The sequence below is a fragment of the Butyrivibrio sp. AE3004 genome, assembly GCF_000703165.1.
Taxonomy (GTDB): Bacteria; Bacillota; Clostridia; order Lachnospirales; family Lachnospiraceae; genus Butyrivibrio.
Genome location: NZ_JNLQ01000003.1, coordinates 76,438 through 99,578, shown reverse-complemented (window position 1 = coordinate 99,578; position 23,141 = coordinate 76,438). Strand labels below are relative to the sequence as shown.

The 23,141-nt window shown below is 40.6% G+C and carries 24 protein-coding genes; 21 read left to right on the top strand and 3 right to left on the bottom strand.

From position 1 onward, the window contains the following. Positions 1-14: 14 nt before the first annotated feature. The 19 genes from BV60_RS0119155 (at position 15) to BV60_RS22385 (ending at position 17,944) form a co-directional block, all read left to right on the top strand. Positions 15-1,499, top strand: a complete 1,485-nt coding sequence (locus tag BV60_RS0119155; RefSeq protein ID WP_026659145.1) for a tagaturonate reductase — start codon at positions 15-17, stop codon at positions 1,497-1,499. Next, positions 1,492-2,973, top strand: coding sequence for a UxaA family hydrolase (locus tag BV60_RS0119150; protein ID WP_029324351.1), 1,482 nt, complete (start codon positions 1,492-1,494; stop codon positions 2,971-2,973). The genes BV60_RS0119155 and BV60_RS0119150 overlap by 8 nt, the downstream gene beginning before the upstream one ends. A gap of 56 nt (positions 2,974-3,029) precedes the next feature. Continuing rightward, positions 3,030-4,121, top strand: a complete 1,092-nt coding sequence (locus tag BV60_RS0119145; RefSeq protein ID WP_026670720.1) for a sugar kinase — start codon at positions 3,030-3,032, stop codon at positions 4,119-4,121. A gap of 24 nt (positions 4,122-4,145) precedes the next feature. Then, on the top strand, positions 4,146-4,988 hold the full coding sequence (gene kduI, locus BV60_RS0119140) for a 5-dehydro-4-deoxy-D-glucuronate isomerase (protein ID WP_026659149.1): 843 nt from the start codon (positions 4,146-4,148) through the stop codon (positions 4,986-4,988). A gap of 27 nt (positions 4,989-5,015) precedes the next feature. After that, entirely contained in the window at positions 5,016-5,819 is an 804-nt protein-coding gene (locus BV60_RS0119135) for a gluconate 5-dehydrogenase (RefSeq protein ID WP_026659150.1), read from the top strand. A gap of 51 nt (positions 5,820-5,870) precedes the next feature. Beyond that, positions 5,871-6,509 (top strand): bifunctional 4-hydroxy-2-oxoglutarate aldolase/2-dehydro-3-deoxy-phosphogluconate aldolase, encoded by a 639-nt coding sequence (locus BV60_RS0119130; protein ID WP_029324348.1) that lies wholly within the window; start codon positions 5,871-5,873, stop codon positions 6,507-6,509. Positions 6,510-6,795: 286 nt separating this feature from the next. After that, the gene (locus BV60_RS0119125; RefSeq protein ID WP_029324346.1) at positions 6,796-7,314 is read left to right on the top strand and encodes a class I SAM-dependent methyltransferase; all 519 of its coding nucleotides are present in this window, start codon (positions 6,796-6,798) and stop codon (positions 7,312-7,314) included. A 340-nt stretch (positions 7,315-7,654) separates the two neighbouring features. Further along, positions 7,655-8,539, top strand: a complete 885-nt coding sequence (locus BV60_RS0119120; RefSeq protein ID WP_051656910.1) for a DUF6033 family protein — start codon at positions 7,655-7,657, stop codon at positions 8,537-8,539. 104 nt (positions 8,540-8,643) lie between these two features. Then, positions 8,644-9,831 carry a hypothetical protein gene (locus tag BV60_RS0119115; RefSeq protein WP_029324342.1) on the top strand — a complete coding sequence of 396 codons (1,188 nt, stop codon included), beginning with the start codon at positions 8,644-8,646 and terminating at the stop codon, positions 9,829-9,831. Between the two features lie 123 nt (positions 9,832-9,954). Beyond that, positions 9,955-10,146 carry a hypothetical protein gene (locus BV60_RS0119110; protein ID WP_029324340.1) on the top strand — a complete coding sequence of 64 codons (192 nt, stop codon included), beginning with the start codon at positions 9,955-9,957 and terminating at the stop codon, positions 10,144-10,146. Further along, on the top strand, positions 10,147-10,584 hold the full coding sequence (locus BV60_RS0119105; RefSeq protein WP_029324338.1) for a hypothetical protein: 438 nt from the start codon (positions 10,147-10,149) through the stop codon (positions 10,582-10,584). It begins immediately after the preceding gene. Between the two features lie 29 nt (positions 10,585-10,613). After that, complete coding sequence (locus BV60_RS0119100) at positions 10,614-11,303, top strand: response regulator transcription factor (protein ID WP_029324337.1); 690 nt, start codon at positions 10,614-10,616, stop codon at positions 11,301-11,303. A gap of 88 nt (positions 11,304-11,391) precedes the next feature. Continuing rightward, on the top strand, positions 11,392-12,321 hold the full coding sequence (locus BV60_RS0119095) for an ABC transporter ATP-binding protein (RefSeq protein WP_029324335.1): 930 nt from the start codon (positions 11,392-11,394) through the stop codon (positions 12,319-12,321). Further along, positions 12,299-13,066 carry a hypothetical protein gene (locus tag BV60_RS0119090; protein ID WP_029324333.1) on the top strand — a complete coding sequence of 256 codons (768 nt, stop codon included), beginning with the start codon at positions 12,299-12,301 and terminating at the stop codon, positions 13,064-13,066. Before BV60_RS0119095 ends, BV60_RS0119090 begins: the two co-directional genes overlap by 23 nt. Before the next feature lie 27 nt (positions 13,067-13,093). Continuing rightward, positions 13,094-13,837 carry a hypothetical protein gene (locus BV60_RS0119085; protein ID WP_029324330.1) on the top strand — a complete coding sequence of 248 codons (744 nt, stop codon included), beginning with the start codon at positions 13,094-13,096 and terminating at the stop codon, positions 13,835-13,837. Positions 13,838-13,857: 20 nt separating this feature from the next. Continuing rightward, positions 13,858-15,141 (top strand): erythromycin esterase family protein, encoded by a 1,284-nt coding sequence (locus BV60_RS0119080; RefSeq protein ID WP_029324327.1) that lies wholly within the window; start codon positions 13,858-13,860, stop codon positions 15,139-15,141. A 25-nt stretch (positions 15,142-15,166) separates the two neighbouring features. Further along, positions 15,167-16,042 carry a sensor histidine kinase gene (locus BV60_RS0119075; RefSeq protein WP_029324325.1) on the top strand — a complete coding sequence of 292 codons (876 nt, stop codon included), beginning with the start codon at positions 15,167-15,169 and terminating at the stop codon, positions 16,040-16,042. 268 nt (positions 16,043-16,310) lie between these two features. Then, on the top strand, positions 16,311-16,469 hold the full coding sequence (locus BV60_RS23295) for a hypothetical protein (protein WP_156036233.1): 159 nt from the start codon (positions 16,311-16,313) through the stop codon (positions 16,467-16,469). Then, a complete protein-coding gene (locus BV60_RS22385) occupies positions 16,463-17,944 on the top strand; it encodes a methyltransferase domain-containing protein (RefSeq protein ID WP_051656908.1) in 1,482 nt (493 codons plus the stop codon). The genes BV60_RS23295 and BV60_RS22385 overlap by 7 nt, the downstream gene beginning before the upstream one ends. Positions 17,945-18,470: 526 nt before the next feature. Here BV60_RS22385 and BV60_RS23565 read toward each other — a convergent pair. The 3 genes from BV60_RS23565 to BV60_RS0119045 form a co-directional block, all read right to left on the bottom strand. Continuing rightward, a complete protein-coding gene (locus BV60_RS23565) occupies positions 18,471-18,635 on the bottom strand; it encodes a hypothetical protein (protein WP_170832732.1) in 165 nt (54 codons plus the stop codon). A gap of 27 nt (positions 18,636-18,662) precedes the next feature. Next, positions 18,663-19,880, bottom strand: coding sequence for an IS91 family transposase (locus tag BV60_RS21390; RefSeq protein WP_051656875.1), 1,218 nt, complete (start codon positions 19,878-19,880; stop codon positions 18,663-18,665). 98 nt (positions 19,881-19,978) lie between these two features. Continuing rightward, entirely contained in the window at positions 19,979-21,031 is a 1,053-nt protein-coding gene (locus BV60_RS0119045) for a LacI family DNA-binding transcriptional regulator (RefSeq protein WP_029324318.1), read from the bottom strand. Positions 21,032-21,295: 264 nt separating this feature from the next. On the opposite strand from BV60_RS0119045, the gene BV60_RS0119040 reads away from it, so the two are divergent. Together BV60_RS0119040 and BV60_RS0119035 are read left to right on the top strand one after the other, a co-directional pair. Beyond that, the gene (locus tag BV60_RS0119040) at positions 21,296-22,216 is read left to right on the top strand and encodes an ABC transporter permease (RefSeq protein ID WP_029324316.1); all 921 of its coding nucleotides are present in this window, start codon (positions 21,296-21,298) and stop codon (positions 22,214-22,216) included. Positions 22,217-22,229: 13 nt separating this feature from the next. Next, positions 22,230-23,141 (top strand): carbohydrate ABC transporter permease, encoded by a 912-nt coding sequence (locus tag BV60_RS0119035; RefSeq protein ID WP_026492275.1) that lies wholly within the window; start codon positions 22,230-22,232, stop codon positions 23,139-23,141.

The following is a 23,141-nucleotide window of genomic DNA, read 5'->3' as shown; positions in this document are numbered from 1 at the left end:
GGAGGACTTTTAACATGGAGAAGCTTAGTTACAAACTATTGGGGGAAAAGGGGTACGATGGATACCTTCTAAAGGATGCACCGGAGAGGGTTCTTCAGTTTGGCGAAGGAAATTTCCTTCGTGCGTTCGTCGATTACTTTATCGATCTTATGAACGAAAAAGCAGGATTTAACAGCAAGGTTGTTTTATGTCAGCCAATAGAACAGGGACTCGCTGATATGATAAACGATCAGGAAGGTCTTTACACACTTTATTTACGGGGACAGGAAAATGGGCAAAAAGTTAATAACAAAAGAGTTATTTCCAGTGTTTCAAGATGCCTTAATCCATACAGAGAATTTGATGAATTCTTAGCCTGTGCCAAAAATCCCGAAATGAGATTCATTGTAAGCAACACTACAGAGGCAGGTATAGCTTATGATCCTTCCTGCAAACCGGAGGATAGACCGTGTGCAAGTTTTCCGGGAAAACTGACACAGTTCCTGTATGAAAGATTTAATAACAAACTTCCGGGATTTATTATTTTATCCTGCGAGCTCATAGACAGAAACGGAGATGAGCTACTAAAGTGCGTAAATAAATATATAGATCAGTGGGGATTGTCTGAAGAATTCAGAGACTTTGTAAATAATGATAATATTTTCTGCTCCACACTCGTGGACAGAATAGTTCCAGGTTATCCGAGAGCAGAAGCTGATGCTATTTGTGAGGAGCTTGGATATAAAGACAATATTATTGATACGGCTGAAGTGTTTGGCGCGTGGGTTATAGAAGGACCGCAGAAGATTAAGAAAGAATTTCCTGTGGAAGAAGCCGGACTTCCCATACTTGTAGTAGATAATGTTGATCCTTATAAAAAGCGCAAAGTAAGGATCTTAAACGGTGCGCATACATCTATGATTATGGGTGCATATCTTGCAGGACAGAATATTGTAAGAGATTGCATGAAAGATGATGTAATAAGGGGATATATGAATAAGGCTCTCTATGATGAGATTATTCCGGTTCTCAAGGGACTTGATAAGAAAGATCTTGAGGATTTCGCAGCCGCAGTTACAGACAGATTTGCAAATCCTTTCATTGACCATGAACTGCTTAGTATTTCCCTGAATTCAGCATCTAAGTGGAAGGCAAGAGTTATGTACACAGTACTCGAATATTATGAACAGAAGAAGGAGTTACCCAAAGTACTGACATTTTCGTTTGCTGCATTTCTTGCTTTTTATCACAGAGGTTATGAAAAGCGGGAAGGCGCTCTGGTTGCAGAAAGAGACAATAATGAATACCTTATCAAAGATGACGAATGGGTACTTGATGCGTTCCTTGCTCTGAAAGATGCTGATAATGAGAAGTTGGCAAGAGATATTATTGCCAATGAGAAGATGTGGGGAGATGCGCTCATAAAACTATCCGGATTTGAAGAAGCAGTTATTAAAGACCTTGCCCTGATAGATGAAAAGGGCATGTATGAAGCCATGAGGGAGGTTCAGGGTGAATAGTATCAGGATACATCCTCTGGATAATGTTGCAGTTGCACTTAGAGACCTAGAAAAGGGTGAAATTATAGATGCATCTGAAGATGGGTTAAAAACTATTGAGGCAATTGGAAGAGGGCATAAAGTAGCGCTTAATGACATAGCCGAAGGATCCTCGATAGTAAAATACGGAAACTGTATAGGCATTGCCACAGATGAAATAAAATCAGGAAGTTTTGTGCATGTACATAATGTCAAAACCTCTCTTTCTGAGAATTCCAAATTTGAGTATAAACCTGAAATACCATTGCTTCCTAAAGTAGCAAACAGGACTTTTATGGGTTACAGGAGAGCCAAAGGAAAAGTAGGAATCAGAAATGAAATATGGATTATTCCTACTGTCGGATGTGTGAACCGGATTGCGGAGAAATTGGCCAGAGACAATCAGAACCTTGTAAAGGGATCAATTGAGGGATTATATGCATATACCCATCCGTACGGATGCTCTCAAATGGGTGATGACCATGAAACTACAAAGAGGGTCCTTGCAGCACTTGTAAAACATCCAAATGCAGGCGGGGTTCTTGTTCTTTCTTTGGGGTGTGAGAATCTTACTTCAGAACAATTCAAGGAAGAACTCAGGGAATGGAACGGAGAAAGAGTGAAATTCCTTACCTGTCAGGACTGCGAAGACGAGATTGAGGAAGGCAGCAAACTTCTCAAAGAATTGGCGGATTATGCAGGCCAGTCCAAGCGTGAGGAAATAGATGCATGCGAGCTTATTGTAGGAATGAAGTGCGGAGGTTCTGATGGCCTTTCAGGAATAACTGCCAATCCAACGGTTGGCAGATTTTCTGACAGACTTATCTCTATGGGAGGTTCTACTGTTCTTACAGAGGTTCCTGAGATGTTCGGGGCTGAATCAATTCTTTTTAATAGATGTAAGGATAGCGCCACGTTCCATAAAGCAGTTTGTATGGTTGATAATTTCAAGAAATATTTTGTGGATCACGGACAGGTTGTATATGAAAATCCAAGCCCCGGAAATAAAGCTGGCGGGATTACAACTCTTGAGGACAAGTCTTGTGGATGTGTTCAAAAAGGCGGAAGTGCTCAGATTTCAGATGTACTGGAGTATGCTGAGCCGGTAAAAATTAAAGGACTGTCATTATTGTCAGGTCCGGGAAATGATATGGTATCTACTACAGACCTTACAGCTGCAGGAGCACATCTGATACTTTTTACAACCGGAAGGGGAACACCCTTTGGGGCACCTGTTCCGACAGTGAAGATTTCAACGAATACTGCGCTATATGAGAAGAAAGGCAGTTGGATAGATTTCAATGCAGGAAAGGTAGCTGAAGGAAAAGAGTCTCTGGATGAAGCAGGGGACAGACTCCTGGACTATGTTTTGGATGTTGCAAGTGGACAAAAAACCAGGCAGGAAGACGCCGGGTATAGAGAAATATCCATATTTAAAGATGGAGTAACGCTCTGATTCGGAGTAAAACTTAAAGGTATTAATAGCGAATAGTTAATTTATTGGAGGAGATCATGGATTTAAATTTGAGAGAAGATGCAATATTTGATGCAGTATCATTAGGGGAAGTTATGCTTAGACTTGATCCAGGTGAAGGAAGAATCAGAACAGCCAGACATTTTAATGTTTGGGAAGGTGGCGGAGAATATAACGTAATAAGGGGCCTTAGACGTTGTTTTGGACTTAAGACCACTGTTCTTACAGCCTTTGCCGATAATGAAGTCGGAAAGCTTATGGAGGATCTGATTCTGCAGGGTGGAGTAGATACATCCTTCATTAAATGGATGAAAACAGACGGAATAGGCAGAGAGTGCAGAAATGGCCTCAATTTTACAGAGAGAGGTTTTGGAATAAGAGGAGCAAAGGGATGTTCCGATAGAGCAAATACTGCTATATCAAAGGTAAAGCCTGAAGATTTTGATCTTGAGAAGCTTTTTGGAGATATGGGAGTAAAGTGGCTTCACACCGGCGGAATATATGCTGCATTATCAGAACAGTCATGTGAGACAGTGCTTGAGGTTATCAAAACAGCTCGTAAATATGGAACAGTTATTTCTTATGACCTGAATTATCGTCCTTCCATGTGGAGTGCAATCGGAGGAAAGGAAAAGGCTCAGGAAGTAAATAAAGAGATAGCTAAGTATGTTGATGTAATGATTGGAAATGAGGAAGACTTTACTGCCTGCCTGGGATTCGAAATAGAAGGCAATGATGAGAACCTTGCTAAGCTTGATATTGATGGCTATAAAAAGATGATAAGAGAGGTAGTGAAAACATATCCTAACTTCAAGGCTGTTGCGACTACATTAAGAGAGGTAAAGACAGCAACAGTAAATGATTGGAGTGCGTTGTGCTTTGCGGATGGTGAGATTTATAAGGCCAAGGACTACAAAGGTCTTGAGATTATGGACCGTGTAGGTGGCGGAGATTCATTTGCTTCCGGTCTTATATATGGGCTGATGACCACTGGCGATGCAGAAACAGCTGTTAATTACGGTGCGGCACATGGAGCTCTTGCTATGACTACTCCCGGAGATACAACAATGGCTGATAAGAGTGAAGTTGAAGCTATTATGGGCGGAAAAGGCGCAAGAGTACAGAGATAATAGGAAAAGGTATGGAGAAAAGGTATGGATATTAGATATTCTGCAAATCAGAGAGATGTAAAAAGATATACAACAGAAGAACTCAGAAAAGAGTTTTTGATAACAGGACTTTATGAGGCTGACAAGGTAAAGGCTGTTTACTCACATGTGGATAGAATGGTTACCTTTGGCTGTATGCCGGTTACGAGAGAAGTAGCCCTTGATGATGGAATAGATGTATATCACAATTTCGGAACTTCTTATATTTTGGAGAGAAGAGAAATCGGCATTTTCAATATTGGTGGTAAAGGTAAGATAAAGGTCGATGGAACAGAATATGCCCTTGATCATAAAGATTGCCTTTATATCACAAAGGGAGCCAAATCGATTCTGTTTTCATCAGACAATAAGGATACACCGGCTAAGTTTTATATGGTAAGTGCTCCTGCACATTGTTCTTATGAGACAAGGCTTCTTACTTTTAAGGATGCTGTTAAGCGTCCTCTTGGAACAACAGCCGAATGCAATAAGAGAGTCATTAACCAGTTTATTCATCCGGATGTTTTGAAAACCTGTCAGCTTAGTATGGGAATGACGGTTCTTGAAGAGGGAAGCGTATGGAATACGATGCCTTCACACACTCATGAGAGAAGGATGGAGATATATACATATTTTGATATACCTGAGAACCAGGTAGTATTCCATTTTATGGGAGAACCTACTGAGACCAGACATATTGTAATGAAAAACGAAGAGGCAGTAATATCACCTTCATGGTCAATTCATTCAGGAGCAGGTACTTCAAACTACACATTTATATGGGCAATGGGCGGAGAAAACCAGGAATTTGACGATATGGATAATCTGAAGCCGACAGATCTTATGTAATGTGAATGTTCATAGAGGAGAAATGAAATGAGCGAAGATATGTTTTCATTAAAAGGTAAGGTGGCATGGGTTACCGGTGCTGCCTATGGAATAGGTTATGCGATTGCTAAGGCATATATTGAGGCTGGAGCAAAGGTTGTTTTTAACTGCAGCAGACAGGATACTGTGGACAGAGGACTTAAGAGTTATGAAGAGGATGGGCTTTTCGATTCAGTTAAAGGTTATGTCTGTGATGTAACTGATGAGGCAGCCGTGAAAAAGCTTCATGAAACAATTGTGAAGGAAGTGGGTGAAGTAGACATCCTCGTCAATAATGCAGGAATGATAAGACGTGTGCCCATGACGGAGATGGAAGCAAGTGACTTTAGAAGAGTTATCGATGTTGACCTTACGGCTCCGTTTATCGTATCTAAGACTGTCATTCCGTCCATGATAAAAAGAGGTGGCGGTAAGATTATAAATATATGCTCAATGATGTCAGAACTTGGAAGAGAGACTGTATCAGCTTATGCGGCAGCAAAGGGTGGTCTTAAGATGCTTACCAGGAATATCGCATCGGAGTATGGTGCCTACAATATTCAGTGCAATGGTATCGGCCCGGGCTATATTGCTACAGAACAGACAGCTCCGCTGAGGGAGAGACAGGCTGATGGTTCAAGACATCCTTTTGACAGTTTCATAATTGCCAAGACACCTGCTGAAAGATGGGGTGAGTCAGATGATCTTAAAGGTCCTGCAGTTTTCCTTGCATCAAAGGCATCAGATTTTGTTAATGGACATATACTTTATGTTGATGGCGGTATTTTGGCTTATATCGGTAAACAGCCATAATACCGGATTAAGAATAATTTACTAATAAGAAGATATTAAAGGGAGAATCAAATGAGCAATATTATTGAGGAGCTATCACAATATGGAGTGGTTCCGGTAGTGGTTATAGATAGAGTAGAGGATGCAAAACCTCTTGGAGAGGCACTCGTTAAAGGTGGTTTAAAATGTGCTGAAGTGACATTCAGAACAGCTGCTGCAGCTGATGCAATTAAAATAATGACAGATAATTTTCCGGATATGCTGGTTGGAGCAGGAACTGTTTTATCAACAAAACAGGTGGATGAGGCCATTGAGGCAGGAGCAAAGTTCATTGTTAGCCCGGGATTTGATCCTGAGGTTGTGGATTACTGTCTTGAGAAAGGGTATCCAGTGCTGCCCGGAGTAGCTACTCCTTCAGAGGTAGCGCAGGGCGTAAAAAGAGGCCTCAAGGTTCTTAAATTTTTTCCCGCTGAACAGGCAGGCGGTCTTGCAATGATCAAGGCTATGGCAGCACCTTACACAGGCATTAAGTTCATGCCAACAGGTGGAATCAATGAAAAGAACATGAGAGATTATCTTTCTTATGACAGAATTGCATGTTGTGGTGGTAGCTGGATGGTCAAAGGTGATCTTATTAAATCATGCGCCTTTGATAAGATTGAGGATATGACAAAAGAAGCTGTTAAAGTTGTTAAGGAAATCAGAGGATGAAAGACCCAATACTGATGCACTATGGAGCCCAATCAATAGACTGATATTGTTTACGAAAAGCTGCGGGGGGTGATACCTCTCATTGATGCATTATGGAACAGAGCTTCAATAAACTGTACAGTAGCTTTATATGATGCGGATGAATATATAATGTATATCTTCATCAAGGACACATGATTGAGAAGAAGTATAAGGAACAATATTCAGTTTGCTGAGCTGATTGTATATGAAGATTAGCTTTCAGTTTTATGTACGATTGGACGAATTGGGATTTGTGAGGGTAAACATGACTATAGAAATCAACGGAAATCTGGACGGTTCTATTCTTGATATCGGTGGAGGGGGCGAAGCTGTAATCGGACAGATATACAAAGATAGAGTAACCGCTATTGATAACCGGCAGGAAGAGTTGGATGAAGCTCCAGACTGCTGTGTAAAACAGCATATGGACGCAACAGAATTGTTGTTTTCGGATAATTCGTTTGACAATGTAACCTTTTTCTATACTCTTATGTACATGACAGAGGAAACCCAGTGTAAATCGATCTGCGAGGCAGCACGTGTCCTTAAAGCAGGCAAATTGATGAACATTTGGGATTGTGACATTCGTTCTGCTTATCCTGAACCTTTTATTGTTGATCTGGATATCAAGACTGACAACAATACGATCCATACAGGCTATGGAATCGTAAAAAAGGATACACAATCATCAGATTCCATCATTCACATATTGAAACAAGCAGGGCTTAGCATAGAATACTTTCAGAAGAAAGATGGTCAGTTCCATATTCAGTGCAAAAAATAGAATAAGACAAGTTCCCATTTGTAGGGCTGATGTGGTAGTAAGTTTTATAAGATATATCGTAAAGTGAAGTTTGGAGAGAGAATCCTGTAAACCACTATATAATTGTTGTATTGGGGCATGGCAATATGCCCCAAATGGAGCAACTTTAGTCAAATCGAACTTAAGGCATTCTCAAAAACGAGAGTGCCTTTTTTATATTTTTTTAATAAATTCAGGGTGTATTCCTGCAGAAGTTAAGACGATAAAAGATATATAAGAAATGGATAAGTGTCTTACTATGCGTTTTTAGATATAAATGAATGAAAAGGATGTCGGCTTTTTTACAAGGAGGTAGATCAGTATGACAGGAATTAATGGCATTTCTGCATATCAGCAGATAAATCAGAGTGTCTATAACGAGAAATCGGGAGTGTCTAAGACTCCTGATACAGGTAGGGCAGATCTGGCTGGTTCAGCGAAAAATTCTCAGCAGGCAAAAGTAGAAATAAAAGCGTGGAGTCCGATAGATACCACGAGTTCACTTGTGCCCAGAAAAACTGAATATGGGATGACTATTGGAGATGTGCAGCTTTCCGATAAGGCAAAGGACTACTATAATTCGCTGAAATCAAAATATCATAATATGGAGTTCATTGCTGTCAGCAAGGATATGAAAGCGCAGGTCCAGCAGAATGCTGCCTCCTATGGCAATGCCAACAAAATGGTAGTCCTTATAGATGAAGAGAAGCTTGAGCGGATGGCGACGGATGAATCATATCGCAAAAAATATGAGGGAATCATTGCCATGGCACAGACTAAGATGTCAGAGGCTAAGATGGGACTTGCCAGCAGCGGCGCAAGTGTTAAGAATTTTGGGATGAGTGTTGATTCTAATGGTAAGGAGAGTTTCTTTGCCACTGTAAATAAATCTTCAGATCTTCAGAAAAAGCGTACAGAAAAGAAAGCAGCAGAGAAGAAGGCTCAGAAACTTCAGGAAAAGAAGAAAGCGGAAAAGAAGGCGCAGGAGGAACGTATCCAAAAAGCCAGGGATAAAAAAGCTGAAAAGGAAGATACTGATAAAGATGATTCCAGGATTAAAGATGACGAGGGATATGTAACATTCGAAGCAGATTCCATGGATGAACTTCTCTCCAAGGTGCAGACATACTCATATAATAATGCATCCGGAAAAGTTATGACTCAGGCCGAGCAGATGGTAGGAACAAAGATAGATTTCAGAGGCTGATGTTTTATGCACACAGCCGCACAGTGGAAATTGCTGCTATGCAGCGTGCGGCTGGCGCGAGAGGAATCGTATAAATACGATTCCTGCATGTTATGAGGTACGGCATGAATATATCATTTATTGCGAATAATCTATATAGTTCACAGTACATGAAGAATGCCCAGGGGAATCTCTATGCTCAGAAGACTGACGGAGCCATGAAGAATACAATTATGGGAAAGATGCCGGTAAATCCTTTTGTATCAAGCTTTGACAGAAGAACAGACAATGAGGTTAATGATCGAAAAGGATTATCACAGCAGATGCGGCAGATGATACGCTCACTGAAGCAGGATTCTCAGCAAGATCAGAATAGTAAAAAAATAAATGATTTTCTGACATCATCCGGTTCCCCGGATGCAGCAGAGGAAGAGACAGCGCCTAAGCCGATCTATAATTATAAAGAGGTTGCATCCAAAATACAGAGTGCCAAGACATCAAACAGTGCCGGGCAGGCAGTGCTTGCAGCAAAAAGAGCTGTGACGCAGATAAAGAGAAAGATTTCTGCGGGGGATGGTGATCCTGAGGAGCTGCAGTTTGCTTTAACCCATGCTAAGCGCATGGAAATGGTGGCAAGGAAAAAGAAACATCATCTGGAGCTGGAAGAAATGGTGGCTCGTGCTCAGAAGCAGGATGAGCGCCTTGACGAACAGGAAGATGCTGTTCGGGGTATTCAGAGTGCCATAACACAGGCAGAGGAAGAAAAGATCACTGAGAAAGAAGACCAAATCTTCGATGAGCGCGAGGAGATGTTGGAGGGAGTCACCATCCGCGAAGCGGATTTAAGATGTGACGACCGAAATGCCGCCGAACAAAGTGAGGGGGCGGTTCAGTTGCAGGGAGCTCTAGAACAAATCGAAGAAAGCGGAGCTAATGTTTCGGATGAAATGATGGCTGATCTGAACAAGATGATCTCTGAATTTGGCGAGGAAGAACTGGAAGAGTTGGAAGAAACTATGGAGATGCTTGAAGATATGGAAGTGGTAGATCCGCATATGAGCAAAGAGGATTTTGAGGATCTAAAGCGGAAGCATAGGGCTTCGGAAAACAAGGCTATTGTAAAAGCAAATATGGAATACCTTAAAGATATGATCAAGCATGAGCTTGGAAAAGCAGGGAGTATTCCCGGTATGGGAGGTGGACAGTCAGCTTCTGGAGCGGTTGGAAGCCCAGCAGTGCAGGGGGTAACCGTATCAATGCCTGCAATGGCAGCTCCGGTTTCAGATGGGGGTTCGATTGATGTTTCAATCTGATATGTAGTGGGTTATAAGAAAATAGCTAGCGAAAATACTAAGTTGAACAAAAGAGTTTTTTGCCTATAATAAATTTGAGTAGGTATGTAAATGTGCCGATAAAATAGTAAAGGAGGTGCGGATATGGCTACATCGAGCATTTTTCATAACGTAATTATTAATGATTCAAAAAAAGCAGATGCTTTTATTTCAGCGATTGAAGCATCTATAGCAGATCCATACAAGGCATCTGAAAAGCCTGCGACCAAGGTTGAGTCTGATCCGGATAAGATTAGTCATATAATCGATCTTTGGAAAAAGGAGGCTGTTAAGTAAATGACTCCAATTGTTATTAACATACTTGATTTGATTGACATGGGTGGCAGCGATGTAATCGAACACAAGCTTGCCACCTTTTCGTCGCCTAAAAATCCTGAAATCGAAGATTATATAAAAAACAAGGCGATAAGTTTTGTGACCTATCTTTCAGCCATAATAAACGGCACCGGTACATACACGATCGAGGAGCAGACCAGAGATCATAAGCGTATGGATATTGTTATCCATTATCTTGGTAGGCGCTATGTGATAGAACTCAAGATATGGCGCGGAGAAAGGTATAATGCTGATGGTGAGAAGCAGATCAGCGAATATCTTGATTATTTTGGACTGAGCACTGGTTATATGTTAAGCTTTTGCTTCAATAAGAATAAGAAGCCTGGAGTCGAAATGATTCATGTCGGGGATAAGCTCATATACGAAGGAACGGTCTAAATAGTAATGTTGGAGGAAAACTGGCAATAATGAAGGGCTACCATTTGTTGATTGTGGAAGATGATATAAGTGTTGGAAATATGTTACAGGAGGCACTTGAAATTGAAGGATATGAGGTGGCGAGAGCCTATTCGGGAACAGAGACTCTTATGTTTCTGGAAAAGAAAAAGCCCGATCTTATCCTTCTTGACCTCATGCTTCCAGGACTTTCCGGAGATGAGCTAATAACGCACCTTGATGGAGTCCCAACGATAGTAACGAGTGCACGGTCTGACCTCGATAGCAAGATAGAGCTTCTAAAAAAAGGAGCTTGTGATTACGTTACTAAGCCTTTCGTGATTTCCGAGCTTCTGGCAAGGATAGAAGCACATCTTCGTCTTGTTTCAGACAGGAAAGGGGCTACAATCTCTGTAGAGGATGATGTAATAAGAGCAGGGGAAATTGCTCTTGATACGAGTCTTATGACAGTTATCATAGGAAATAAAGAAACGAACCTAACGAGAACTGAGGCTGCGATATTGAGTATTCTCATGCGTAATGCAGGAAGACCTCTTGGAAGGAATACAATCCTTGACAGGATAAGTGAGGAGACTCCGGATTGCACTGAAAGATCACTAAAACAGCATGTCAGCAACATCAGGAAGAAATTACAGCAGCTTGATGACATCGATCATATTGAAGCAATTTACGGAATAGGTTTCCAGTTTAACGAATCTTGACCATATCTTGACGATTTCTATACCACTTTCTTGACGAGAAGGTGGTATTTTATTTTCAGCGATAAACATTGAAAGGATGAAAAAAGAGATGGAATACGTTTTTAAATCTAATGAAATAAGCAAAAGTTACGGGAAGTTCACTGCGCTTTCCGATGTAAATATGGAAATACCCAAAGGTGCGATTTACGGATTTGTGGGAAAAAACGGTGCAGGTAAAACAACACTCATACGAGTAATGACAGGTCTTCAGCGTCCCAGCTCAGGAACCTATGAACTCATGGGCAAGTCATTTACAGATAAGGATATTTCAGAATCAAGACGCAGAATGGGAGCGGTTGTTGAGTCACCTGCAGTTTATCTGGATATGTCAGCAAGAGACAATCTTATACAGCAGTGTCTTATGCTTGGACTTCCTGATTATAATTGTGTCGACGAGATACTTGAAATGGTTGGACTTACGGAGACAGGGAAAAAGAAGGCAAGGAACTTTTCGCTAGGTATGCGTCAGCGCCTTGGAATTGGGGTGGCACTTTGCGGAAGTCCGGACTTCATTGTTCTTGATGAGCCTATAAATGGTCTTGATCCTCAGGGAATTATTGAAGTGAGAGAACTGATATTAAAGCTCAACAGAGAAAGGGGAATCACATTTCTGATTTCAAGTCACATCCTGGATGAACTGGCTAAGGTTGCAACTCACTACGGTTTTATAGATAAGGGACATATTGTAAGACAGATGACCGCAGAGGAACTCACCGATGAATGTCGCAAATCCATACGCATGAAAGTAAGTGATATTAAGCTTTTATCCAAGGTTATGGAGGAAAAGAAAATAGATTACAAGGTTGTTGATTCCAATACGGCAGATGTTTATGCAGATCTCACATTCTCAGAAGTTGCAAAAGATTTCGAGAAGGTTGGATGCACAATAATAAATATGCAGGAGCATGATGAGAGTCTTGAGGCCTTCTATTTATCACTTCTTGGAGGTAATGAGAATGTTCAGAAATCTGTATGCTGATACCAGGAGTATATTGCTGAGCCGTGCATTTCATTTGGCACTTATAATTATTGCTGCTTATCAGGTGTTCTATTTTGCACATATAAAAGTTGTTTATGCTTTTATTGGTGTATCGGAAATTGATGCTGATGATATCGCTTTTGTCTTTGTTTCGGTGGCAGCTTTCCTTGTGACAGCGGCAACACTGTTCATAACTGACAGAGAGTTTTCAAGTGGGTGCATCCGAAACAAACTTATATCCGGAGTCAAAAGAAGGGATGCGTTTTTGTCCGCAGTTTGTGGTGGAATGCTTCAGGGGGCTTTGTATACTGTTTTCGCATGTCTCATATCAATACCCTTTATCGGCTTATTTTCGGTAGGCTTTATAAACTTTTCAATTCAGGAAGTAGCTGACTACTGGCTTGTCGTGGTAATGACCTGCATGGCGATTGGGGCTTTTTCAACAGCACTTGTCATGATTCTTGGAGGAAGTAAGCTTTCCTACGTGATTGGTCTTCTTATTGCATTTGTAATGAAGGTCTGGGATACAGTTATCCTTGATAAGCTATATCCTGAGAAGGGATTTTGCAAGCTCACAGGAGCAAAGCTTGCAGTATACAGCTTTGTGGACAAATATATTCCCTATTCATATCTGATGATAAGACCACATTACAAAATGCGCTGTTATGTTACGGGATGTGCTGCAATGATTGTCATCTCAGTAGTAATAGGCCTGATTGTGTTTAGTAAAAGGGAATTAAAATAAAGAATTCATACGTGGAGAAAACAAAAAATGATCAATTTATATAGAGCTAATATGAAAAGAATAACCGCAAACTTCATTTTTTTAGGAGGTTGTATCATAGCATTTCTTGCTACCTATGTCTTTACTGCAAACGTGATGGGGATGACAGGACGTTTTGAAAATATGGGTCCGGACAGAAGAATGTTTTTTATAAGCATTGCAATGATGGGATTTTTTACAATATTTGTACCGCTTTATACGAACATGGAATATCGCTTTGGAGTCATCAAAAATAAGATAGTAGCCGGTTATTCTCAGAAGCAGGTTTATTATAGCCATCTTTTGGGACATCTTAGTGCATTGGCTATAATGATGATTTTTTACCTTTTGGGAGGAATTTTAGGTGGAGCAAGAGATTTTTGGGAAATAGCCCTGCTTAACATCGTTATGTTTTTTGCGCTTTGCGGTTATATTGCGACAATGATGCTCATCAGCTTCCGCTTTCTTAAGATTGTTGCGCTTAGCATTTCTGCTTTCCTTATACTGAATGTCTATTACACAGGAACAATGATAGGTAATGCACTTTTGTCCTTTGTTTTGAAGGGAGCTGCTAAGCAGGTTGGCGTAATCATTTATAACATGACAGTGTTTGGACAGTGGTTTTCGGGAACAGGTCTTGCTGATGATTATATCAATCCGGGAAGATTTTTGCAGATGGTTATTTCTATAGTAGTTGCGCTGGCGATGATGCTTATTGCAACAGCCGGACTTGATAAGAGAGACCTGAAATAAGACTGGGAGCAGGATAGAAAATGAGACGATATAAATATTTTTTTTGCACATGTATATTAGCCGTGGCTGTTTTTGTAAGCTTGTTGGTGGGGATAAGAACGACCAAAGCTTTTTCTACTGAAAGAAAAATGGATGGGATTGAAGAAATTGGACAGTGCTTTGCAGATTTCAGGATTCCTGCAGATGCAAGGGCAGTTGGCATCGGAGAGGCAACTCATGGAAACCGCGAGTTTCAGACTGTGAAAAGAGATGTTCTTGAAAAGGTCGTAAAAGAGGGCGATGGACGATGCATTTGCTTTGAAATGTCAGTCGGTGATGCTGCGATGCTTAATGATGCACTTCATGATGAGAATGCAGATCTAACGGAAGTAGTCGGAAAACAGAGCTATCCAATTTATGATACAGCTGAAATAGCAGACCTTCTGGAATGGATGAGAGCGTATAACGAAAATCTACCTTATGAAGAATCACTAATGTTTTACGGTGTGGATATTCAGGGGGGCAGTACTGCAATCAGATATTTGCAGGATATCATAAATGAAGGAAACAGCCTTATAACAGAGGAGGAAAAGAGCTTTATTCTTCCGCTTGATATATATGACAAAGAGCAGTACTCTTCGGAACGCGAGAAGTTCGCAGCCATGTATGAGAGACTATTTTCTATGGATGACCTTAAATCTAAGCAGCTTGGCATGGTGGTAAAGAGCGTGGTTCTTAATATTGATGCACCGGACTATGAAACAAATGCCGAAGAAAATGATTATAACAGGGATCTTAAGATGGCAGAGAATCTTCTTGATTATTCGAAACTTGAAGAAGAAAGAGGCTACCGTCAGGTTGTAATTACAGCCCACAGCGGTCATTCAAGAAGGGGCGGAAAGAGTGTTTTAGCAAGCGATGATGATGAGACCATGGGAGATCATATAGACCGATTGTTTGAAGGTAGCTATTTTTGTATTGGCACCGATTTTTATGAGGGTTATGTAAATATTCATACCGCAGGTACCTTCGATGATGACTACGAAAGGGCGGATCATTTTTACTGCAGTGATGACCCCTTGGCCTATCAGGCGAAATACTTTGAAAATGGAACATATTGCCTTGATTTCTCAAGGGTGACGGATGAAAATAGTATTGTGTATAAAAATGTTCACAGCCTTATTTTCTGCGGTGCTGCCGGTGAAGGATATGGCGCGATTCAGGATGTGTACAGACAGGAACGAAGTAAGTTTGTTCCTGCTGACAGGTTCGATGCGATGATTTTTTTCTATGAGGTAACACCTATCGATCCGATTCATGCATAAATTATTGATTTACTGGGAGTGCTTAATGAAATATTTATTGATTGTCTGCTTGATAATAATACTATTTCTATCAATGAAGATTATTGCGATGAGGCTTTCTCTTAAGGAACTTAAAGAGGGTTATGAGGAGAGGGCGAGGATTCACACTAATACTCTTCTTACAGTATCAAGCCGGGACAGGAGAGTTAGGGAGCTTGCAGTTTCCATGAATAAGACTCTTGAGAAGCTTAGAGATTCTTACAACAGGTACGAGAACGGAGATCAGGAGATAAAGAAGGCGATAACTAACATCTCCCATGATCTGCGAACACCTCTGACAGCCATCAGCGGGTATTTGGAGCTTGCTCAGCGCCAGGAAAAGAGTCCGGGAATGGAGAAGTATCTGTCAGTGATTGAAAACAGAACAGAGCACATGAAGAAGCTAACAGAAGAGCTCTTTGAGTACTCACTTATGTCTGGTGGAGAGATTACGGAGGACAAGCAGGAAGTAAATGTGAACAGAATGCTTGAAGACTGCATAATGAATTACTATCCTTCACTGAAGGCTATGGGCATTAATCCTGAGATAGATATCACTGATAAAAAGATTATAAGAAATCTCTATTCCACTTATGTGGAGAGAATACTGAACAATCTTGTGAGTAATGCCATTAAATACAGTGATGGCGATTTGGAAATTATGCTTTCTGATGAAGGAATCCTTAGGGTTACTAATTCCTCCGATAAGCTTTCAAATGTCGATGTTAATAAGCTTTTTGACAGATTTTTTACAGTTGAAACAGGAAGCAGGAATTCAACCGGTCTTGGCTTATCAATAGTGAAGCTGTTTACGGAGCGCATGGATTTAAGTCTTAATGCAACTTATGAAAATGGAAAGATTGCGATTGAGGTAGGATTTTAGTATGGAATAGGCTATTAATAATTGAGGATTAATTAAGTCTAACTGCGTAATAACAATCGTGGAAAGATTTTTTTTACTTTTCGCGACAATGGACAAAGAGCTGATATGCGTATCTGACGAGGCTTTGTATAGAATATTCAAAATTAACATGCCCATTAACATACCCATTGATATGATCTAGGGGTATGTTAATGGGTAAGTTATTGGGGTATGTAAGGAATATCAGAATCAGCATATTAGAAGACGTTGCATTCAGGATATGCTGAGATTGGCGAAAGAAAAAGGCATGCAGACAGTCAAGGCTAATATTTATTCCTTTAATGCACAGAGTCAGTGCATGTTTGAATCGATAGGATTTAAGAAAACAGATGAAGAGTGGTATGAATTCAAGATAGGTGAAACTGAATCTACGGAGGGTATATGCTAGATAATAGAGGTTTTGATTTATGGGCAGATGGATATGATGCAGCTGTAGGGCTTTCTGATGAAGAAGATAGGTATCCGTTTGCAGGATATAAGAATGTTTTAGGCGGTATTTTTCAAGAGGTTATGACCAAGGAGAATGCCTGTGTTTTAGATATTGGTTTTGGAACCGGTACACTTACTACAAAGCTTTATGAGAATGGTTGCGTGATATATGGTCAAGACTTTTCTGAGCGAATGATTGAGCTGGCCAAGGAGAAAATGCCGGATGCGAATCTGTATCAAGGAGACTTTTCAAAAGGATTAGTCCAAGAGCTTAAGGATTGTAAGTTTGATTTCATCATTGGAACTTATTCCCTACATCATCTTACAGATGAACAGAAGATAGGGTTCTTTTCAGAACTAATAGACAGGTTAAATGAATACGGAAAGATCCTTATTGGAGATGTAGCATTTGAAACAAGGGAAGATCTTGAAAAATACAAGGCAGGGGTAAGCAGTCAGTCTATATCTAAGTGGGAGAACAATGTGTGTGCCCCGGATATATCACTGCTCCCGTCCATATCGGAATTCTTTGGGGTTACGATTGATGAACTGTTTGATCTATCTGTAGAACTAAAGCTCCACCGTATCGAAAACATGCTTGATTATGAAAATGAGCTCACTGATGAAGCGTTTAATAATACAAAGGAGTTCCTGCTGGATATAAAAGATGAGTATGATGAGAGCCATCCGGACAGGATGGATGGCAGGATTTACACATTTCTGGCCCATCTTTATCATCACAGAATAGTTAGTGACAGCAGATATGTTAGTCTGTATGCCAGAAAGGCTATGAATTTTCATCCTGATGCAAAAGAGGACCAGTGGCTCCTGCAAAAGAGTGAAGGAGCAGTAGTCTGGGACTGGAACGCAAGGCAGCATAACAGTACGATAGCGTTTTTCAAGGATTTAGTAGAAAAGTATCCTGAAATCGGCAGGAATTATCTGTTTCTTATGGATAACCTTATTGCGGATCATCGCACTAAAGAGGCTGCAGATTATCTAGCTTCATATTCAAAACTGCCGGATCATAAGGATGTCCTTGTTCCGGTATATGAAGCATATATTGCTTTTGCTGAGTATCGTGCTGAGGATGCATGGAGAATAGTATCTGATATCGAGGAAAAGTTCCATGACAGCTACGATGCGATGTTTGAAATAGCAGGCATTTATGCATCCAATGCAAAATATGAGGAGGCTTTGGAAAGATATCACAAAGCTGAGGAGATATATGTAACTAACCATAAGGAACATATTTGCATGGATCATCTCCAGGCACAGGCAAGGATTTATGAAATACTTGGAGAATATGAAGATGCCATCAGGTATGTTGAGCTTCAGATCAAGTATCTGGAGGAAGAATGGAACATCACTGAAGGCGCGGATGTTGACGCTCTTTGCGAGGAAAAGAGAAGACTGATAGACAAGATAAAATAACATTAAAGGATATAAAACCTTTCGGCCGAAGGGTATTTCATGAGGAAGTTAAGAAAAGGGATAAATATTCTTTGGGCAGCTTGAAAGCTATATTTAACGGTTTTTTCAGACAGCATATATCACAGGCGGGCAGAGTGAAAATAGGGAGTTTTCCTTTATGCCGGACTCAGGAAACGGAGCAGGCGCCAGATTAAGAAATTGTTGCATAGTGGTGGGTACCAGTGTTTTGCTGGTGCCTACTTTTTTATGATATTAGGAAATTTCTCCGAAATTCCTATATCATAAAAAGCGCTCCGCTATGGATGCGCACTCGCGCGATAGGAATATGTTGCCTTCAGCAATCGCGTCTACGTTCCACTTCGGTCGTTGCAAAGCAGATGTCCCCCGGACATCTTGCAACGGCGCGAGAATGTCGCTAGCGACATGCTTTCTTGTTTAATAGGAAATTTCGCCTTGGCGGCGAAACCTTGAATTAAAAGGCCCGGCAAGACCGGGCCACGCAAAGCGGAGGTATGTTGGTTATGAATTACCAATCTACCTCATCAAAGAATTCATCATCTTCATGCATAAAGTAATCCATATCGAGAAGGTCTTCATCGTCCATCTCGCGGATTTCATTCGCCGACATGCCTTCCGGCGGATTCTGGATGTATTTCTCTCTAAGCTTTGCTATTAGTTCTTTACTAGCCATGGCTGTTCCTCCTGTAGCATGATTTTATCATGCGCAGGAATACGAGGGAACAATGCCGATTTTTGTAGACGGAGCTCTGCTCTTGGGACGGCATTTTCCCATTGTCTTTTCGTATAAGTCTTCGAGAGAAACACGTTTGTGGTTGAAGCGCAACTCAAGAAATTTCATGGTGCTGTTGCATTTGGGACAACTTAATGGATCATATCCGAATGCTGACAGGATACCTGAACGCCATTGAAGGAATGATTTAAAGAATGGCTTTTTGGAAGGATGAATCAGACGGTAAAGTTTTTTGTCTGACTCCCTATGACGACCATACACGCCATAATAACGTATCATCTTAAAGTCTTTTTCTGGTATGTGCTGTATAAGACGTTTGATGAATTCCATTGAAGGTATGGTCTCGGTGACAAGGACTTCGTCCTCATGTCTGTTGTAGTGGAAAGTAACAGTATCATGCTCTTTATCATAAGAGTCAATTCTTGAGAGCCCGATTACAGGACGACCAAGATATCTGCCTATATATTTAGCAACAGTACGTCTGTCAGCGAGAGTGGGTTTGCCATAGACATAGAAGCCTTCTTTCTGATTTTTGTAGGAGAGAGCTTTTTCTTTTTTAAACAATGCTTTCTTATTGGGATCAGTAATACGATCTTCCATTAGATTCAGAAGAGCAGTCTGAAAAGCATGGCGCATATAGGGGTAACTGAAGAACTTTACTTTGCGCCAGAAGCCGGTGTCTCCAACACCACCTTCAGATATGAGGCAGTGGATATGAGGATTCCATTCCAAAGGACGACCAAATGTGTGAAGAACAAGGATGTAACCAGGTGTAAAGTTCTGACTCTTGTTGATTTTGTAGAACATCCGGTTAATAACACTGCTGGTAGCTTCAAAAAGACAATTAAGAAGGTCACGATCTTCGAGAAAGTAATGGCGTAATTCTTTTGATATGGTGAATACGCAGTGACGGTGCTGACAGTTTATGAGCTTAAATGACATAGCCTGAGCACGCTTTTGTGAATACATGGCACCACATGTAGGGCAGAATCTTGAATGACAACGAAAGGGAACAAATTTGAGAGTACCACAATCAGGGCAGCCGTACATGGCGCCGCCATAGGCAGGATCCCCGCAATTGATCATCTTATCGATGTTTTCCATTTCGGTCTTGCGGGGGTGAAGAGTATATTGAATTTCTTCATAATGATCGCGGAATAAATCTTGTAGAGTATTTCGTTTCATAAATTCATTATGAATGAGTTGAGGCAAAAAACAACCCCACCCCTCATGAGTGAGGGGCAGGGGAGTTGAGGTGCCGTAGGCACTTTTTTTACATTTTATTACATCTGTGTTGATTCTCTGTAAATAAGATCAGTCTCTGTATAGGTTATCCTGTAATTGAGATCAGGCTGCTCTATTCTGGACATTATCAGATTGGCAGCGGAATAACCGATTATCTGACTGTGGATATGACTCGTTGAAAGAGAAGGAGTCATGATCTTTGACTCGGGAGAGTCATCAAAACCAAACAGCTTAATATCCCTTGGGCATTCAATTCCCATCTTTTTAAGATCATCTATGAGATCAACCGCAACAAAGTCATTAGCACAGATGAACATCTCCGGCATTTCCTTCATTTCTTTAAGTGCGCTGTAGAGATATTCTCTGTAGTTGGAATCATGAGGATGCACCTCAGAGAGGCAGTAGGCATCATTAAAGGAGAGGTTATTAATATATATTGCCTCTCTAAAAGCCATGAAGCGCTCATAGAAAGAGCGACAGTGTGTAACCTGTCCTACAAAACCAAATTTGGTGATGCCTTTTTTGCTCATGTCATTGATTACGGTATAGATGCTGCTGAAGTTGTCCATAAGCAGAATATCAGCATTTAATGGCTTCCAATAGCTGGCTACAGGGGCATCTATCATAAGCACGGGAATCTTGAGTGTGCAGAGCATCTCACAGTAAGCGTGATCAAACATCTCAATACATATGATAGCCTTGGTGTTTTCCGGTCTGAAGGAGAGCGGAAGAGATAAAGCTTCTATATTATTGGAATCAACTCTGTGCATCGTAAGGCTGTAACCTAATAGTGATATCTCGTGCTGGAACTTATCAAGCATGGTTGATGCAAAGTGCGAATTATTAAGGAAGCTTCCTACAAAGAGTGCTATCTCTCCTGCGGCCTTGGATCTTGTAATTGTCGGATTTTTGATATCAGATATGGAATTGGCGTAGGAAAACTGCTTATATCCCATTTCAATGGCCTTTTCTAAGACTTTCTGTCTTGTGGCCTCTGCCAATACGCCTGTATTATTTATAGCTTTGGATACAGTATTTCTGGATACTCCAAGAGCATCTGCTATATCCTGCAGTGTAACTTTTCCTGACATGATATTCTCCGTTTTCTTCTATATAAAATGAAATAATTAATGATGTTGTTGTTCCCTCGATATATGTGACACAGGCTATTGCGAAAAAGATTTTGTTTTACATATGTCACAATCAACATTATAAAATGTAACATCAAAAGTGTCAAACGTAAAAATATATTGTGCAAATGTAAAACTAAACTATTGACACCTCTATTGATGCGTGATATATTTTACATACGCAAGAACAATGTTACAAATGTAAAACATCGCGGAGGGGTGTTTATGAACACAAAAGTAAAAGGGAACAATTTTCATAACACGATTGTATATATAAAGCAGCATTGGCAGCTTTACGTGTTCTTCTTAGGACCGGCACTACTTCTTACAATCGTCTTCAGGTATCTTCCTATGGGAGGAATTCTGATCGCATTCCAAAAGTACAACCCGTTTAAAGGAATACTTGGAAGCGAATGGGTAGGTCTTAAATATTTCCAACAGTTTTTATCATCACCGGATTTTATGCAGTATCTCATAAATACATTGAAGCTTAGTGTATTTGGTCTTCTCTGGGGTTTCCCGATGCCGATTATCTTAGCACTCCTTCTTAACAGAGTAGCGAGCAGCAAGATCAAGCAGAAGATACAGCTTGTACTGTACATGCCGAACTTCATTTCAGTCATCGTACTTTGCGGTATGGTCAGAATCCTTCTTTCAGTTACAGGACCGCTTAACATGATGCTTGGAACGAACATCAACTTCCTTACAATTCCGGAAGCGTTCAGACCGATCTACATCGTCAGCGGAATCTGGCAGGGAGCCGGTTGGGCATCAATTATGTACACAGCAGCTCTTTCCAATGCAAGTAAGGAGCTTAAGGAAGCAGCACAGATTGATGGAGCTAACATCTGGCAACAGATCAAGGCAGTTGAGTGGCCGGCCATCAAGGATATGGTAGTTATCCAGTTCATTCTTCAGGCAGGTAACATCATGAGTATCGGTTTTGAAAAAGCTTATGCACTTCAGTCTGACATGAACCTTGCATCATCCGAGATCATAGCTACTTATGTATACAAGAAGGGTCTTTTGAATGGTGACTACAGTTATTCAACAGCAGTAGGACTTTTTAATACAATTGTAAACGTAATACTTCTCATTGCGGTTAACAAGATAGTTGAGAAGCTTAACGATGGACAGGGATTATAAGGGGAAAAAGAAAATGATTAAGACACTAAATAAAAAGAGCGAGTTCGCAAGAGCTTCTCTTGGAGATAAAATATTCCTTCTTGTGGGATATATCATTCTTGCAGCTTTCGTGCTGGCTATAATCGGACCTGTGGTTTATATCATCGTTGCTTCATTTATGGATCCGATAACACTTCAGAATAAAGGTATTGTTTTTGATTTCAGTAAGTGGACACTGACAGCTTATGAGAGAGTTATGACCAACTCACAGATATGGACGGGATTTTTCAATGCGATTCTTTATTCCGTACTGTTTGCAGTAATTTCAGTATTTATAACTCTTTTGTGTGCTTATCCTATGTCAAGAGATGATTTTAAGGGAAAATCAATCTTCAACACGATTTTCATCATAACAATGTTCTTCGGAGGCGGACTTATCCCTACATACTTACTTATAAGTAATATGGGACTTTTAGACAGTATGTGGGCTGTAATTCTTCCGGGGTCATTTAGTGTTTGGAACATGATCATAGCAAGAACCTATTATAAGGGCGTTCCCGGCGAGCTTAGAGAGGCAGCTGATGTGGATGGTGCTAATGAGCTTACATTCTTCTTTAGAATATTGCTTCCTGTATGTACACCACTTATCGCAGTGCTTATCCTCTGGCAGTTCGTAGGAATGTGGAACAGCTATTTCGATGCAATGATCTATCTGAATTCAGCAAGTAAGCAGCCTTTGCAGCTCGTTCTTAGAGCAATCCTTATTCAGAATGAGCCTGATCCGGGTATGATTGCAGATATGCAGAGTACTGCACAAAGAGCACAGCTTGCAGAGCTTTTGAAATATGCAACTATCATCATTTCAAGCTTGCCTTTGATAGTTATGTATCCGTTCTTCCAGAAGTATTTTGATTCGGGAATTATGGTTGGTTCAGTTAAAGGCTAA

Excerpts from the sequence above, each read along its gene's own strand:
- BV60_RS0119135 (WP_026659150.1), top strand. The coding sequence starts at position 5,016 with ATGAGCGAAGATATGTTTTCATTAAAAGGTAAGGTGGCATGGGTTACC.
- BV60_RS0119110 (WP_029324340.1), top strand. The coding sequence starts at position 9,955 with ATGGCTACATCGAGCATTTTTCATAACGTAATTATTAATGATTCAAAA.
- BV60_RS0119080 (WP_029324327.1), top strand. The coding sequence starts at position 13,858 with ATGAGACGATATAAATATTTTTTTTGCACATGTATATTAGCCGTGGCT.
- BV60_RS0119115 (WP_029324342.1), top strand. The coding sequence starts at position 8,644 with ATGAATATATCATTTATTGCGAATAATCTATATAGTTCACAGTACATG.
- BV60_RS0119120 (WP_051656910.1), top strand. The coding sequence starts at position 7,655 with ATGACAGGAATTAATGGCATTTCTGCATATCAGCAGATAAATCAGAGT.
- BV60_RS0119105 (WP_029324338.1), top strand. The coding sequence starts at position 10,147 with ATGACTCCAATTGTTATTAACATACTTGATTTGATTGACATGGGTGGC.
- BV60_RS0119125 (WP_029324346.1), top strand. The coding sequence starts at position 6,796 with ATGACTATAGAAATCAACGGAAATCTGGACGGTTCTATTCTTGATATC.
- BV60_RS0119035 (WP_026492275.1), top strand. The coding sequence starts at position 22,230 with ATGATTAAGACACTAAATAAAAAGAGCGAGTTCGCAAGAGCTTCTCTT.
- BV60_RS0119130 (WP_029324348.1), top strand. The coding sequence starts at position 5,871 with ATGAGCAATATTATTGAGGAGCTATCACAATATGGAGTGGTTCCGGTA.
- BV60_RS0119155 (WP_026659145.1), top strand. The coding sequence starts at position 15 with ATGGAGAAGCTTAGTTACAAACTATTGGGGGAAAAGGGGTACGATGGA.
- BV60_RS22385 (WP_051656908.1), top strand. The coding sequence starts at position 16,463 with ATGCTAGATAATAGAGGTTTTGATTTATGGGCAGATGGATATGATGCA.
- BV60_RS0119045 (WP_029324318.1), bottom strand. The coding sequence starts at position 21,031 with ATGTCAGGAAAAGTTACACTGCAGGATATAGCAGATGCTCTTGGAGTA.
- BV60_RS0119075 (WP_029324325.1), top strand. The coding sequence starts at position 15,167 with ATGAAATATTTATTGATTGTCTGCTTGATAATAATACTATTTCTATCA.
- BV60_RS0119095 (WP_029324335.1), top strand. The coding sequence starts at position 11,392 with ATGGAATACGTTTTTAAATCTAATGAAATAAGCAAAAGTTACGGGAAG.
- BV60_RS0119145 (WP_026670720.1), top strand. The coding sequence starts at position 3,030 with ATGGATTTAAATTTGAGAGAAGATGCAATATTTGATGCAGTATCATTA.
- BV60_RS0119085 (WP_029324330.1), top strand. The coding sequence starts at position 13,094 with ATGATCAATTTATATAGAGCTAATATGAAAAGAATAACCGCAAACTTC.
- kduI (WP_026659149.1), top strand. The coding sequence starts at position 4,146 with ATGGATATTAGATATTCTGCAAATCAGAGAGATGTAAAAAGATATACA.
- BV60_RS23565 (WP_170832732.1), bottom strand. The coding sequence starts at position 18,635 with ATGGCTAGTAAAGAACTAATAGCAAAGCTTAGAGAGAAATACATCCAG.
- BV60_RS0119100 (WP_029324337.1), top strand. The coding sequence starts at position 10,614 with ATGAAGGGCTACCATTTGTTGATTGTGGAAGATGATATAAGTGTTGGA.
- BV60_RS21390 (WP_051656875.1), bottom strand. The coding sequence starts at position 19,880 with ATGAAACGAAATACTCTACAAGATTTATTCCGCGATCATTATGAAGAA.
- BV60_RS0119040 (WP_029324316.1), top strand. The coding sequence starts at position 21,296 with ATGAACACAAAAGTAAAAGGGAACAATTTTCATAACACGATTGTATAT.
- BV60_RS0119090 (WP_029324333.1), top strand. The coding sequence starts at position 12,299 with ATGTTCAGAAATCTGTATGCTGATACCAGGAGTATATTGCTGAGCCGT.